We start from the raw sequence: 14,739 nt of genomic DNA, 5'->3' as shown, positions 1-14,739 counted from the left end.
TCAGAGCGTGTCGACCGCGCCGAAGCGGCTGTCGCCGGCCTCTTCGCCCTCGAACGGCAGCGTGAACAGGAAGCTGCAACCCTGACCCACGGCGGTCTCGCACCAGATGCGACCGCCATGACGCTCGACGATGCGCTGGGCCAGCGCCAGGCCGGTGCCCAGGCCCTCAAAGTCCATGGAGTGGTGCTGGCGCTGGAACATGACGAACAGGTTGGCCGCTTTCTGCAGGTCGAAGCCGACCCCGTTGTCCCGCACATGGAAGGTGCGCACGCCCTGCTCGCTCACCGTCCAGCCGATCTCGACCCGGGCCTGTGCCGTGCGGCCGGTGAACTTGACCGCGTTCTCCAGCAGGTAGGCGAACAGCTGGGCCAGCATCATCGGGTCGCCCCGGGCCACCGGCAGGTCGGACTCGATGTCCCAGGCGATGTCCCGCAACGGATGCTCGGCCTTGAGGTGCGCCACCACGCCCTGCACCAGCGTCAGCAGCGGCACCGGCTGGTATTCCACCGTGATGCGCCCCAGACGGGCGTACTCCAGCAGCCCCTCCACCATGCCGGCCATGCGGCGCGCCGAGCGCGAGATGGCGCTCTCGTACTGCAGCAGCTGCGGATCGCCCTGCTCGCCCAGCTGCTCGCGGATCAGGCCGGCAAAGCTGCCGATGTGGCGCAGCGGTGCGCGCAGGTCGTGCGAGATGGTGTGCGAGAAGACATCCAGGTCCTTGTTGGCCGCCACCAGCTGGCGGGTGCGCTCTTCCACGCGGCGCTCCAGCTCCTTGTTCAGGTCGTTCATCACGTCCTCGAGCTGCTTGGCCGCCGTCATGTCGCGCTCGATCACCGAGATGCCCTGCAGCTCGCCGGCGGGGTTGCGCAGCGCCGTCAGGCTCACATGGGCAAAGAAGCGCGAACCGTCGGCCCGCAGGCGCCAGCCCTGGGTGTCGGCATGACCGTGGTCCACCGCCTGGTGCACCAGCACCTCGGGCTGTTCGGGGTCGAGCGCCAGATCGACCCCCTCGTCGGGCGGCAGCAGCATGGCCAGCGGACGGCCCAGCACCTGCACCCGGTCGAAGCCGTGCAGGCGCTGTGCACTCTCGCTCCACTCGACGATGAAACCCTCGGCATCGACGAAGTAGATGCAGCTGTCCCGCACCGCATCGACCATCAGCCGGAAGCGCTGCTCGCTGGCATGCAGCTCGGCGGTGCGCTGCTGAACGCGTTCCTCCAGTTCGAGGTTGGCCCCCAGCACGATGTCTTCGGTGCGGCGGCGTTCGGTGATGTCGTTGAGCTCCATGAAGATGCCCACCACCTCGCCGTGCTGCAGGTCGGGCACGTAGTGCACCTCGTGCCAGGACGGCTGGCCGTCGGCGTCGGTGCCGTCCGCCTCGAAGGTCTGGGCCTCGCCGGCCAGCGCACGCGTCACGCGGGCCATGACGCGGGGCAGATGGGGAGCCGGCACCAGCTCGCTCAGGTGCACACCCACCATCTGCTGCGGCGTGCGGCCGTACCGGTCGGCCTGGGCCCGGTTGGCAAAGCGGCAGACCAGATCACGGTCGAAATAGGTCAGGCGCGATGGCGTGCGGTCGGTGAGGGAACTGAGGAATTCCACCTGGGCCGCCAGCCGCTGCTCCAGCACGCGGCGCTCGCCCACATCGAGCAGCGACACCAGCAGCCGCTGCACCTGGCCCGAGGCATCGGGCACCGCACCGAGGGAGAGCTGCAGCACATGGATCTCGCCGGAAGGCAGCCGCACCCGCAGCTCCAGCGGAGGCACGTCGACGGCCGGGCGGACCAGCGCCAGATGGGACGGCAGCAGGGACTCCCCGGGCGAGCCTTCCAGCCGCAGCAGCACCGACAGGTGCCGACCGGCCAGTGGGTCCTGGTCGGACCAGGCCAGCATCTGCCGGCCGGCCCGGTTGATGCGCAACACCAGGCCGGCAGGATCCAGCTCGATCAGGGCACAGGGTGCAAGCTCGAAAGCGGGATCGGCGGAGGGGGTGGTTGGCGAACTCATGGGGGGCGACAGATCGATCGTGGCAGGCGGGGTCGGGTCAATATAGGCGGGTGTCGACGTGCGCGCCACCCCTGAATGCATATCGGCAACCCGGAGCGACTCTGCAGTCCCCAGAGCAGGGGACATCAGCCCGGCTGACGCTGCAACGGCAGACTCAGCGAGAAGCGCGTGCCCTGCGCCAGCCGCTCCCAGCGGGCCTGTCCCTGCAGCTGCGCGGTGCGGCGCAGCAGGTTGCCCAGGCCCTTGCCGCGCGGAGGCGATGTGACATCGGTCACGGGCAAGGGCATGTCGAAGCCCACGCCGTTGTCCTCCACCGTCACGGTGACCTGCGTGTCGTCGTGGGAGGTGCGCACCGTGATCCGGCTGGCGCGGGCGTGCTTGATGATGTTGGTCAGCACCTCCTGGAAGATGCGCAGGATGTGCAGTGCGCTGCGGGGCTCCAGCCACGCCAGGCGCGGCACGTCGTCCACCGCCCAGTCCAGCGTGAGGCCGCTGCCCTGCAGGCGCGGCGCCAGCCGGAAGCGCAGCGTGGCCAGCAGCAGCAGCAGGTCGGTCTGCACCGGCTCCAGCGAGTCGATGGCCAGCTTCATGTCGTCGATGCATTCGCGCAGCACCTGGGCCACCTCGGCCTCCGACATCTGCCCGGACTCCACCGCATGCAGCGCGCTCATGAGCGAGGAGCCCAGACCGTCGTGCATGTCCTGCATGAGCCGCTGGCGCTCGTGGGCCAGCATCTGCACCTGCTCGGCGCTGCGCAGCTTCTGGTAGCTCAGCGACAGCTCCTGCTCGCGCTCGGCCAGGCGCTGCTGCAGCTGCCTGCGCGCCTGTTCGGCCTCGGTGACGGCGCCCACATAACGCTGGAACACCACACCCATGAACAGCACGAACAGCCCCATGCCGGTGTAGGGCAGCAGGTACAGGCTCTCCACGCTGATGAGCATGTTCTGCAGCATCCAGTCGTGCACGCCGATGGGTATGTTGGTGACGTTCCAGCCCGCCATGACCAGCGCCGCGCGGTTGCCGCTGCGGCGCGCCGCCCACAGGGCCACCACGGTGACCACCACCATGACCAGCAGCTGCAGCAGATAGGCCAGCGGGGCCAGATCGGCCACCGGCGCGAGCCAGCCCAGCGGCGGCAGGGTGATCAGGGTGGTGAGTCCCATGACGACCAGCACCGCACGCTCCAGCCAGACGTAGCGCACCGGGTGCAGCCGGAAGGTGAAGAAATACACGCTCACCAGCAGCCAGCCCAGGCTGTTGACGGTGATCCAGCCGAACCACTCCTCGGGCACGAGCGGCCGGCGATCACCGCTGTAGTAGTGGATGCAGCGCAGGAAGAACAGCGCCGACGACACGAAGAACAGCAGGTAGGCGGTCTCTGATCGGCGCCGGCTCCACACCGCCAGCGAGAACAGGCCGATGGCCAGGAAGGCCGCGCTGGCCATGAACGGGATGTTGGCCTGCAGCGCCTCGCGAAGGCGGTGCTGCCAGATCAGGGTTTCGCGGGGACCGATCCAGAGGCTGGAGAGACCGGCGCCGGCGTCCACCGGGCTGACCAGCCGCACCAGGATCTGCTGCGGCGGCGGTTCGTCCTGGGTGATGTTGAGGGGCAGCCACAGGGGCAGGTTGAAGCCGTTCCACACCGGACCACCGCGCGAGTGGTAGACCAGCCGGCCATCGGCGTAGATGGTGATGCGTCCGATGGTCTGCCAGCGGGGCAGGTACAGGACCTCCTCGCCCTCCAGGCCGGGTGGCAGGTCGATGCGGAACCAGCGGGTCATGGTGCCACTGTCGGCCAGCGGATCGGCGTCCAGCGCCCGGGGCGCCATGAAGGGGAGCGGCACGTCCTTCCATCCCGTGCCCAGGGTGCGCACATCGACGGTGGCGGCCGGCTGCGCTTCCATGTCGCCGCCCTGCTGCTCCAGCAGCCAGGCACGGTTCTGGTGGACAGGGGCATGACCGGCCCAGGCGGGCCAGACCAGGAAGGTCAGCCACCACAGGAGCAGGCAGCCCGCCAGCGATCGCCAGCGGCGCCGGACCTCAGGGCCCGAGCAGGCCCTGCTGGCGAGCGGCATTGATCGCCTCGATCTTGGAGCCCACTTCCAGCTTGGCGTAGATGCGCCGCACGAAGGTCTGCACCGTGTGGCGCGTCACGCCGAGCTTGCGGGCGATCTCTTCGTAGGTGAAGCCTTTGGTGATGAGCTCGAGCACCTCGGTCTCGCGCCGCGACATGCTCACGCCCGGCTTGCCGTCGTGGGGCTCGGCCGGTCCGGCGGTCGGCAGGGCCGGGCGCAGGCGCCCCAGCACCAGGCGGGCGATCAGCGGGCTGATGGGGCTGCCGCCTGCCCGCAGGAGGCGGATCTCTTCGGCGATGGTGCCGGAGGGGCTGTCCTTGAGCAGGTAACCGTGGGCACCGGCCTCGATGGACTGCAGCACGTGGGCCTCGTCGCCGAAGATGGTGCAGACCATGACGTCGCAGCGCGGCAGGCGGTCGTGGGCTTCGCGGATGACGTCGATGCCTGAGCCGTCGGGCAGACCCAGGTCGACCAGCAGCACGTCCACCGGCGAGCGCGCCAGTGCGGCCAGCGCCGCCGCACGGGTGGTCTCGGACCAGGCCAGCTGCATGTCGGCGGCCTGGTTCACCGCGGCACCCAGTGCCTGGTTGACGCGCAGATCGTCCTCGACGATGCCCACCCGGATGGGGGCGATGGTCACCGGCGGCGCGCTGGCCAGCACATCGGCGTTCATGCGGACTCCTCCTGATACATCACATTGATGCGGGCCACGTACTTGGGCACCTCACCGCTGACCCGACGGCCCTCATGCACCACCGACGCCGGTCCGAAGCCATGGCGGAAGAACAGCGCCGAGCCCTTGGCCGGCGTCACGTCCACGGTGCGCCCCTGGCGGGTGAACAGGCGGGTCTGACCGCCCTGCACCCCGTCGGCCGGCCCGTTGAGGTAGAGCAGCATGGTGAGGGCCGAACGCAGTCCGCGCCACTCCAGCAGGGTCCGGCGCTGCGGGTCCAGGCTGTAGCCCGGCCAGTCGCCGTCGGTGTGGCGGTTGAAGACGTCGCTGTCGTCGTAGCGGTACATGTTGAGCCGGTGGCTGAGCTGCGGGAACAGCGCACGGCCGTCGATGCGGGGCGGCAGCAGGTGCGCGATGCGGTCCATGATCGGACCGAGCAGGGCGCTGTCGGCCAGCCAGTGCACCGACTTGTTCATGCGCATGCCCGGCGGCGTGGCAATGCCCGGGGCCTCGGGACGAAAGCCCATGTGCTCGGAGGCCGCCACCAGGGCATCGGCCTCGGCCGGCGTGACCACGTCGCTGATCTCGAACGCCAGCAGGCCGTCCAGATCGATGTCCCGTCGCCGGGGATTCAGCCCCGCCTGCGGGTCAAGGCGCAGGTTCTCGGGTGTCTGCGCAAAGGCATGCACCGGGGTGTCGGGCACCACTCCCCCCAGGGGCAGGGAGCCGGGCAGCAGGGCCACGGCCCGCACGTCCGGCCAGCCGGTCTGCGGGGCATGTGGCGGCACTACGGGTTGGGGTATGTCGGTCATGCGCCGAGGTTACCTCAGGAGTCCGCTGCCCTGCAGCGGCATCCCACGGTCGCTCAGGCCCTTGTGCCCTGCTCGGGGGACACGACCGGCTCGCCGATGGCGTAGTAGTGGCCGCCGGCCACGTGGTGCAGGGTGCGCAGGGCCGGATCGGCCGTCTCGAAATGCCAACGCCCGCCGTGGAACACACGCTCGTCGGCCCAGGCCTGTTCGATCTCGGCCAGGAACAGGTCGTGCGCCTGCTGCACCGCGGGCTGCGGCAGCACACGGCACACCATCCAGGCCACACAGCCTTCGATCAGCGGCAGGCCGTCCGTGCCGGGCACCGGGCGCCAGCGCAGGCCGGCATCGCGCTGCACGCGCGCCATCTTGTCGGGCACCTCCACCGCACTGGTGGTGCCGAGTGCAGTGACCAGCGAGGCCTGCGCCACACAGGGCAGGGCCACGGTGAAGCGGGCATGGCCGTCGGCCTCGCCGGCCTCGATCAGCGCGCGGGTGCGGGTGGCCTTGTCGAGCACCACGGTCAGCTTGGGCGGCATGAAGTCGAGGGCACAGGCCCAGGCGGCCGCCATGGCATTGGTCTGGCCGGCATGGTGCGCGCCCACCAGCACGGTGGGGCCGTGGTTGAGCAGCCGGTAGGCGCGATCGAGCGGCACCTCGCGGGCGTGCGCCGGCAGCCCCGGGGGCAGGGTCATGTCAGGTGCGGACCTTGCCGTCGCCGGTGAGCATGGACAGCTCGGCGAAGCTGGAGGCCACATGGTCGGTGGACGACAGCGACAGGTTGAAGCCGCCCATGGACATGTCGCCGATGGCCTCCAGCCCGCCGATGAAGCTGTCGCGCGTCACGCGGCCACCGGCGCGCCGGATGCCTTCGGTCACCATGCGGGCGGCCATGAAGCCCTCCATGCTGGAGAAGTTGGGCTGGACCTTGTTGCCGCCTTTGGCGATCACGTCCAGGAACTCGCGGGTGATGGGACGGGTGGTGCTGAACGGGTTGGGCACCACCTGCGACACGACCACGCCGGCGCCGTCCTTGCCGAGCTCGTCGGCCAGCGCCTGGGTGCCCACGAAGGACACGTTGTAGAAGGTGCCGCCGTAACCGGCGGCCTTGGCCGCACGGATGTAGGCCGCGCACGACTTGTAGGCACTGATCTGCACCACCGCGTCGGGCTTGGCGGCGTTGATGGTGGCCACGGCCTGGGCCACGTCGACCGAGTTGCGCTCGACCGTGGCGGTGGCCACCGGCTTGAGGTTGCGCGTGGCCAGGGCGGCGGTGACACCATCCAGGCCGGCCTTGCCGTAGCTGTCGTTCTGGTGGAACACCGCGATCTTGTTCAGGCCCAGGTTGGTGAGCTGGCGAACGATGAGGGCGGTCTCGTCGTTGTAGGAGGCGCGCAGGTGGAACACCAGCTTGTTGAACGGCTGGCGCAGGCCCATGGCCCCGGTGAAGGGAGCGATGAAGGGCGTCTGGGCCTGGATGGCCAGCGGCAGCGCGGCCAGGCTGGTGGGCGTGCCGATGTAGCCGAACAGGGCGAACACGTCGTCCTTGATCAGCTTGCGGGTGTTCTCGGCGCAGCGGTCGGGCTCGTAGCCGTCGTCCAGGTTGACGATCTCGATGCGCTGCCCGTTGACGCCACCGGCCGCATTGACCGCATCGAAATGCAGCTTGGCCCCGGCGTGGAACTGCACCCCCAGCTGGGCCGCCGCGCCGGTGAGCGCGGCCGACTGGCCCAGCACGATGCGGCTGCCCGACTGGGCCTGGACCAGGGGCGCACCGGTGAGGGCGGTGCCGGCCACCAGGGCGGTGAAACGGCGGCGGTTGAGCGTGGGCGTGACGGATTTCATGGGCGGCGGGCGTTCGGTCGGAAACGGTCGGTGGAATACCGGACAGGGTAAATCACGAATGCTATCGGGCGATCCGACCGGTTCGTCATCGTTGGATCATCACTGCCGACCGCTGATCGGCCGGACGGCCACGCTGGCCGATCTCAGGGCATCTCGACCCGCAGCGTGATGGACGAGTACCAGGCGGCCAGGTTCTCGATCTCGGCGTCGGTCAGCGGCTTGGCAATCACGCCCATGACCTCGTTGGCGCGCTTGCCGCTGCGGTAGGCCTTGAGCTGCTCGATCAGGTAGATCTCGGGCTGGCCGGCCAGGTGCGGCACGGCCGGCTGCATGGACAGTCCCTGCGGGCCGTGGCAGACGGCGCAGGCGGCCGAGCGGATCTGGCCGGCCTTGACGTCGGCGGCCTGGGCGCCGGCCGTGAAGCCGGCCGCCAGGGCCAGCGCTGCAAGAAGGGAAAGGTGGCGCATGGAAGAAACCCGAAAAGTGGGGGGGGGGGTTGAAAAACGCAGAAGGCCCCGGAGGGCCTCCTGCGATCGGGGCGGGCCGGGTCAGTTGCCGACGTAGGTCACGCGGTAGATCGCGCCGACATAGTCGTCGGAGATCAGCAGCGAGCCGTCCTTCATGGGCGCCACGTCCACCGGGCGGCCTTTGTAGACGCCGTTGCCGTCCAGCCAGCCCTCGGCAAACACCTCGGACTTGCCGGCCGTGCCGTTGGCGTTGAGCGGAATGAAGTTGATCAGCGCGCCGGTGGCCTGGCTGCGGTTCCACGAGCCGTGCGAGGCCACGAAGATGCCGCCCTGGTACTTGGCCGGGAACTGCTTGCCGTTGTAGAACGTCATGCCCAGCTGCGCCTGGTGGGCCGGGAACTCGACCTGCGGGAACACCGCCTTGGCCGGCTCCTTCATGTCCTTCAGGTCGGGCGCTGCCGCCGTGCCGGCCACCTTGAACTTGCCGTTCCAGTACGGGTAGCCGAAGTGCTCGCCCGCCTTGGTGCTGCGGTTGAGCTCGCCGGGGGGCACATCGTCACCCAGGCCGTCGGTCTGGTTGTCGGTCCACCACACCGTCTTGTCCTTGGGGTTGATGTCCATGCCCACCGAGTTGCGCATGCCGCGGGCATACACCTCGCGCTTGGAGCCGTCGAAGGCGTTCATGCGCACGATGCCGCCGATGCCGATCCGGTCGTACAGGTCGACCTTGCCGGCCGGCTGCACGTTGTAGGGCTGACCCAGGGTGATGTAGAGGGTGCCGTCGTCGGCCACGCGGCAGGTGCGGGCGCCGTGGTTGAAGGACTCCTCCTCCACCGGGATCAGGCCGCCCTGGGGCACCACCTCGATCACGGCCACGTCCGGGCCTTCATAGAAGAACTCGGCGGCCGGGAAGTTGAGCACCCGGTTGTGCTCCACCACCACCAGGAAGCCGTCCTTGGTCCAGCACACGCCGTTGGGCACCTTGAAGTTCAGCGACGGCGCGAACGGCTTGACCTCGTCGGCCGTGCCGTCGCCGTTGCGGTCGGTCACCGCCCAGACGCGGGTCTTGCGGGTGCCCACGAACAGCATGTTGGTGCTGGGTGCGACCGCCATGTGACGCGCATCGGGCACCACGGCATAAAGCTCGATCTTGAAGCCCGGGGGCATCTTGATGTTCTTGAGGTTGGCCTTGATGGCCTCGGCATTCTTGCCCTCCTGGGGCACCGGCGGGATGTTCAGATCCACGCCCGAGACCTTCATCTGCTTCAGGGTGGACAGGTTGTCCTTGCCGGCCTGGGCCAGGGCGCCGGTGGCCACACCGGCGATCATCAGGGCGGCAAGCAGTCGGTTGATCTTCATGTGTCTCCTCTTCTCTGTTGGGCTGTCCCGAAAGATGTCGGGAGGCCCATTCTGGGGGCCGGCGAATACCCCAACAAGTACGATGACCGAGGGTTTTCCAGAGGTTCCGGTCGCCGCCGCGACCGGGCGTAGGTAGCCCCTTACAACAAGCCCTTCTCCACACCCCATGAACCCTGAAGCCACCGCCCGAGCCCTGCCCTACCCCCGCCTGGCCGATGCCGTCGCGGCGCTGCTGGCCGACCCGCAGGTGCGGGTGCCGCCGCGCCTGGTGCAGCCGCTGCCCGCCGGCGGCAGCCTGTTCGTGATGCCGGCCCACGATGCCCGTCTGGCCATCACCAAGCTCATCACCTTCGTGCCCGACAACGCGGCACGCGGGCTGCCCGCCATCCAGGGCGACATCGTGGTGTTCGACGCGGTCGACGGCCGCCGGGTCGGCCTGCTCGACGGACCCACGGTCACCGCACGCCGCACGGCCGCCGTGAGCCTGCTGGCCGCGCAGCGGCTGGCCCCGCGCACCGACGGCCCGCTGCTGATCGTGGGCGCCGGGGTGCAGGGCCGATCGCACCTGGACGCCTTCGCCGACGGCCTGGGCCTGCGCGAGGTGGTGGTGGCCTCCCGCAGTGCCGCCAGTGCCGAGGCGCTGGTGCAGCATGCACGCGGTCGCGGTCTGGCGGCACGGCGGGTGGACGACCCGCACACCGCGCTGGCCGACTGCCCGCTGGTGGTGAGCTGCACGCCGGCGCAGGCCGTCTGCCTGCACGGGCAACCGCGCGACGATGCCTTCGTGGCGGCCGTGGGCGCCTTCACCCCCCGCATGGTGGAGTGGGCGCCGGCGGTGGTGCGGCATCTGGCGGCCCGCGGCACGGTGGTGGTGGACACCCGCGACGCCGACCATGAAGCCGGCGATCTGCTGCAGGCCGGCATCGACGTGCCCGGCCTGGCGACCCTGGCCGACGTGGTGGCCGGGCGGCGGCCGCGGCCGGCGGCGGGACCGGTGTTTTTCAAGAGCTGTGGCTGGGCCGGCTGGGACCTGGCGGCCGCGCGCTGCGCCCTCCCGGGCTGAAAACCGGTGCCGCATGCCGGAAAACACCGAGTCCGGCACGCCGGGATGCGGCCAATAATCCGGACGCGGTCCCGACACAGGCCGAGCCCAGTGATACCGAGTCGCCCTTGAAACATCCCATCCGCGCCGCCCTCTCGGGCCTGACCCTGATCGCCTGCCTGCTGGCCAGCCCCGCACGGGCCGAATCCCCCGCTTCGCCGCCCCTGCGCCTGGCCTCGGCCGGGCTGCCCAGCATGTCCATCGGCCTGCTGGCAGCGGCCGAAGGCTATTTCGATGCCGAAGGGCAGCCGGTGGAGGTGGTGGGCTGCATCAACGGCAAGGACTGCATCGCCCGCATCGTTGCCGGGCAGGCCGACGTCACCATCGCCTCCGACACCAGCCTGGTGCTGGCCCTGCACGCCGGCCACAAGCTGGAGCTGATCGCCACCGTGGCCAGTTCGCGGCGGAGCAACTCGCTGGTGGCCCGCACCGACCGCGGGATCGTGCAGGGCAGCGACCTCAGGGGACGGCGGATCGGCTACCTGGCCGGCACCAGCAGCCACTTCTACACCGAGACCTTCCTGAGCTACCACGGGCTCGCCCCCAAGGACGTGACCCTGGTCAAGCTCGACCCGGTGCGGCCGATCGACGCCCTGCTCAGGGGCGAGGTCGATGCCGCCGGCCTCTACCATCCCTTCGGCGCACAGGCCCTGGAGGCGCTGGGACCCCGGGGCAAGGTGCTGGACATCCCGCCCATCTACACGCTCACCATGAACCTGGTGGCCCGCCCCGGCCTGAGCGATGCCCAGCTGATCAAGGTGCTGCGTGCCCTGCAGCAAGTGGCCCAGATGATGCGCAACGAACCTGGCGAGGCCTACACGCTGGCGGCCCGCGTGCTGGGCACCCCGGTCGAACGGGTGGCCGTCCTGCTGCGCGAGTTCGACTTCCGCCTGCGACTCGACCAGAGCCTGCTCGGCACGCTGGAGACCGAGTCCCGCTGGGCCATGCGCTCGGGTCTGTCCACCCTGGTCGAGCCGCCCGATTACCTGGATGTGATCCGTGCCCGACCCCTGCGCCAGCTGGAACCGCGCGCCGTGTCCATGGTGAAGTGAGGCCGCCGTGCGCCTGCGCCCTCTGCTGATCGCCATGGTGGGCACCGTGCTGGTGCTGTCGGCGGTGAACCTGGTGCTGCTGGCCCAGGACGTGCGTGATTCGCGCATCCTGGACGCCCAGCAGGCCGCTGCCGAAAAGCTGGCGCGCGATGCCGCCGGCCTGCTGGTGCTCACGCAGGACTACATGCTGCACGGTTCGTCGCGGTCGGTGCGCCAGTGGGTGGTGCTGCACGGCGAACTGCGCGGTGCGCTGCGCAGCTATGCAGCGGCCAGCCGCACCAGCGATGAATCGGCCCGGGAACTGGAGACGGTGATCGAAGGCCTGCCGATGCTGTTCGACAGCCTGACCCGGCAGCCGTCGGACAGCGGTGACGCCCCCGGATGGGCCCGCCGCGAGCTGCTGACCGACCAGCTGATCAACGAGACCCGGCTGATCAGCGACGGCGCCTTCCGGCTCTCCGACGGCGTCACCGAGCGGCGCCGCATCGCCGAACTGCGGCACGGCATCATCGACCTGGCCACCCTGGCGGTCCTGCTGGCCCTGGTGGGTCTGATGGCCTGGCTGCTGCTGCGGCGGGTGCTGTGGCCCATCGGCCGGCTGAGCGAGACCGCCGAACGCATGAAGGCGGGCGATCTGGACGCCCGCACCGCCTACCGCCATCCCGACGAGCTGGGCCAGCTGGCCGAGAGCTTCGATGCCATGGCCGGCACCCTGCAGGAGCGCGACATCGCGCTGCAGACCCTCAACCGCCAGCTCATGCAGAGCGAGTCCTTCCTGGACCGGGTCTCGCGCATCGCCGGCGTGGGCGGCTGGTCGATGGACATTGCCACCCGCACCCTCACCGTCACCCCCCAGACCCTGGCGATCTTTGCCCTGCCCGCCGGCCACCCGCTGACCCTGGACGACCTGCGCAACTACTTCAACCCGGCCACGCTGGACGCCATCAATGCGGCCGCCCGGCGGGCCATCCTGGAGCGGGTGCCGGGCGACCTGGAACTGCCCTTCGTGACCGCCTTCGGGCGCGAACGCTGGCTGCGCCTGACCTCGCTGGCCGAATACGAGGGCGAGCGGGCGGTGCGGCTGGTGGGCTCGCTGGAGGACGTGACCGAGCGGCGCGAGCTGGCCGAGGTGCTGCGCCAGGCCAAACAGGACGCCGAGGCCGCCAACGAGGCCAAGAGCCTCTTCCTGGCCAACATGAGCCACGAGATCCGCACCCCGCTCAATGCGGTGATCGGCGTGACCAACCTGCTGGCCGCCTCCCCGCTGAGCGCCGAGCAGACCCAGCTGCTGCGCAAGGCCCAGCTGGCGGGACAGTCGCTGCTGGGCATCGTCAACGACGTGCTGGACCTGGCCAAGATCGAAGCCGGCGAACTCACGCTGGACCTGGCCCCGCTGCGGCTGGGCCGGCTGGTCACCGAGAAGGCCACGCTGTTCCTGCCGCAGACCCTGGCCAAGGGCGTGCAGCTGGAAGCCGACCTGCCCAACGATCTGCCCACCTGGCTGATGGGCGATGCGCTGCGCATCGGCCAGGTGATCAACAACCTGCTGTCCAACGCGGTGAAGTTCACCGATCACGGACACATCCGCCTGAGCCTTCGGGTGCTGGAGCGCGGACCGCAGGGCGTGCACCTGCGCTGCGAAGTGGCCGACACCGGCATCGGCATCGGGCCCGAGGTGCGGGAGCGGCTGTTCCGCCCGTTCACCCAGGCCGATGCGTCCACCACGCGCCGTTTCGGCGGCACCGGCCTGGGCCTGTCCATCGTGCGCGATCTGGTCGAACTCATGGGCGGCACCTGCGGCCTGGACAGCGAGCCGGGCCGGGGCAGCACCTTCTGGTTCACCCTCACGCTGCAGCCGGCCGAACAGGCCCGGGTGCCGCAGGTGCCGGGCCTGCCGGTGTTCGTCACCGGCGCCCAGCCGGCCGACCGCCAGCCCTATCTGGACGCCGCCCGCCAGCTGGGCTGGAAGCCGGTGGATGTGCCCGACCTCATGGCCCTGGGTCAGCAGACCCGCCAGGGCGAGGCGGCACCGGTGGGCAGCGGCGGGGTGGTGATCGCCCTGTGGCGCTCCAGCGATGCCGCCACCACGGCGGCCCTGCGGGCGCTCGACGGATCGTTGCCCGGCAGTCCGGCGGTGGTGGTGATCTGCCTGGACGCCACCAGCCACATCGCGCTGCCCCACACCGGGGTGCAGGTCGATCAGGTGCTTTCGGCCCCGGTGCAGCCGGCGGTGCTGTCCGATGCGGTCAACCAGGCCATCAGCAGCCACCGGCTGGAGCCCCAGGTCAACACCACCGACCGCTGGCTGCAGGGCGTGCGGGTGCTGCTGGTCGACGACAGCGAGATCAACCGCGACATCGGCCAGCGCCTGCTGGAGCTGCAGGGGGCGGTGGTGAGCACCGCCGTGCATGGCCGCGAAGCCCTGGAGCGGGTGCAGGCGGCGCCCGCCGGGTTCGACGTGGTGCTGATGGACGTGCAGATGCCCGAGATGGATGGCCTGCAGGCCACCCGGCTGATCCGGGCCACGCCGGGCCTGGAGCGACTGCCGATCGTGGCCCTGACCGCCGGCGCCCTGCTGGAAGAACGCCGACGGGCCCTGGCCAGCGGCATGAATGCCTTCCTGAGCAAGCCGCTGGACGTGGCCCGTCTGATCGTCGAGGTGCGCCGGGTGATGGCCGAAGCCGGTGCCGTGGTGCCCGAGGTCGTCATCGCCCAGTCGGCGGCAGATGCCCGGTCCACTGCCGGCTGGACGCCGGTCAACGGCATCGACATGGCCACCGCCCGCCAGCTGCTGTGCGCCGACCACGGCCTGTTCATCGGCCTGCTGGAGCGCTTCGTCAAGGACACCGCCAGCCTGCCCGGCGAACTGCCCGGCTGGTGCCGGGACACCGATCCGGCGCGGCGCGAGGCCCTGCTGGCGCGGCTGCACAAGCTCCGCGGTGCGGCGGGCGCGCTGGGTGCCACCGATGTGGCCGGCATCAGCCAGCGGCTGGAGCAGGCCCTGCGCCAGGAGCTGCCCTTCGACGACCTGGCGCAGGCGCTGGCCGATGCCCTGGCCCGGCTGGCGGTGGCGGCCGGACGCGCCCTGGCCGAGCACCAGGGCACGCAGACCGAGACGCCCCCCGCCGCACCGGCCCGGGCCGATGCGCTGCGGGAACTCGCTGCCCTGCTGCAGCGGCAGGACCTGGACGCGCTGGAGCGGTACGGCGAACTGGCCGGCGGAATCCGCGCACTGGCCGGGGACGAATCGGAAGCGGCGCTGCGCGATGCGGTGCAGTCGCTAGACTTCGTGCGCGCCAGCCAACTGCTCGAGGCCATCACCCCGCTGGCCAGCGCCTCCTGACGATTCC

The 14,739-nt window shown here is 70.3% G+C and carries 11 protein-coding genes; 3 read left to right on the top strand and 8 right to left on the bottom strand.

From position 1 onward, the window contains the following. The 8 genes from CAP38_RS14880 to CAP38_RS14845 form a co-directional block, all read right to left on the bottom strand. On the bottom strand, positions 1–2,007 hold the full coding sequence (locus tag CAP38_RS14880; RefSeq protein WP_179188567.1) for a PAS domain-containing protein: 2,007 nt from the start codon (positions 2,005–2,007) through the stop codon (positions 1–3). Between the two features lie 125 nt (positions 2,008–2,132). Continuing rightward, the gene (locus CAP38_RS14875; RefSeq protein WP_086122219.1) at positions 2,133–4,082 is read right to left on the bottom strand and encodes an ATP-binding protein; all 1,950 of its coding nucleotides are present in this window, start codon (positions 4,080–4,082) and stop codon (positions 2,133–2,135) included. Then, complete coding sequence (locus CAP38_RS14870; RefSeq protein ID WP_086122218.1) at positions 4,048–4,755, bottom strand: response regulator transcription factor; 708 nt, start codon at positions 4,753–4,755, stop codon at positions 4,048–4,050. The genes CAP38_RS14875 and CAP38_RS14870 overlap by 35 nt, the downstream gene beginning before the upstream one ends. Beyond that, entirely contained in the window at positions 4,752–5,567 is an 816-nt protein-coding gene (locus CAP38_RS14865; RefSeq protein WP_086122217.1) for a 2OG-Fe(II) oxygenase, read from the bottom strand. Before CAP38_RS14865 ends, CAP38_RS14870 begins: the two co-directional genes overlap by 4 nt. A gap of 53 nt (positions 5,568–5,620) precedes the next feature. After that, positions 5,621–6,241 carry a flavin reductase family protein gene (locus CAP38_RS14860; protein ID WP_373271421.1) on the bottom strand — a complete coding sequence of 207 codons (621 nt, stop codon included), beginning with the start codon at positions 6,239–6,241 and terminating at the stop codon, positions 5,621–5,623. A gap of 19 nt (positions 6,242–6,260) precedes the next feature. Continuing rightward, positions 6,261–7,409, bottom strand: a complete 1,149-nt coding sequence (locus CAP38_RS14855) for an ABC transporter substrate-binding protein (protein WP_086122215.1) — start codon at positions 7,407–7,409, stop codon at positions 6,261–6,263. Positions 7,410–7,552: 143 nt separating this feature from the next. After that, a complete protein-coding gene (locus tag CAP38_RS14850; RefSeq protein ID WP_086122214.1) occupies positions 7,553–7,876 on the bottom strand; it encodes a cytochrome c in 324 nt (107 codons plus the stop codon). 81 nt (positions 7,877–7,957) lie between these two features. Continuing rightward, positions 7,958–9,235 carry a sorbosone dehydrogenase family protein gene (locus tag CAP38_RS14845; protein WP_086122213.1) on the bottom strand — a complete coding sequence of 426 codons (1,278 nt, stop codon included), beginning with the start codon at positions 9,233–9,235 and terminating at the stop codon, positions 7,958–7,960. Between the two features lie 166 nt (positions 9,236–9,401). On the opposite strand from CAP38_RS14845, the gene CAP38_RS14840 reads away from it, so the two are divergent. The 3 genes from CAP38_RS14840 (at position 9,402) to CAP38_RS14830 (ending at position 14,732) form a co-directional block, all read left to right on the top strand. Next, positions 9,402–10,298: a delta(1)-pyrroline-2-carboxylate reductase family protein gene (locus CAP38_RS14840; protein ID WP_086122212.1), complete on the top strand. Its 897-nt coding sequence runs from the start codon at positions 9,402–9,404 to the stop codon at positions 10,296–10,298. 107 nt (positions 10,299–10,405) lie between these two features. After that, positions 10,406–11,389: an ABC transporter substrate-binding protein gene (locus CAP38_RS14835; RefSeq protein ID WP_086122211.1), complete on the top strand. Its 984-nt coding sequence runs from the start codon at positions 10,406–10,408 to the stop codon at positions 11,387–11,389. Between the two features lie 7 nt (positions 11,390–11,396). Continuing rightward, positions 11,397–14,732, top strand: a complete 3,336-nt coding sequence (locus tag CAP38_RS14830; RefSeq protein ID WP_086122210.1) for an ATP-binding protein — start codon at positions 11,397–11,399, stop codon at positions 14,730–14,732. The last annotated feature ends 7 nt before the right edge of the window (positions 14,733–14,739 follow it).

It is taken from the genome of Hydrogenophaga sp. IBVHS2 (assembly GCF_002127215.1).
Classification (GTDB): Bacteria; Pseudomonadota; Gammaproteobacteria; order Burkholderiales; family Burkholderiaceae_C; genus Hydrogenophaga.
Note: the sequence above shows the minus strand (reverse complement) of the source record. Positions and strands in the feature narration are given on the sequence as shown.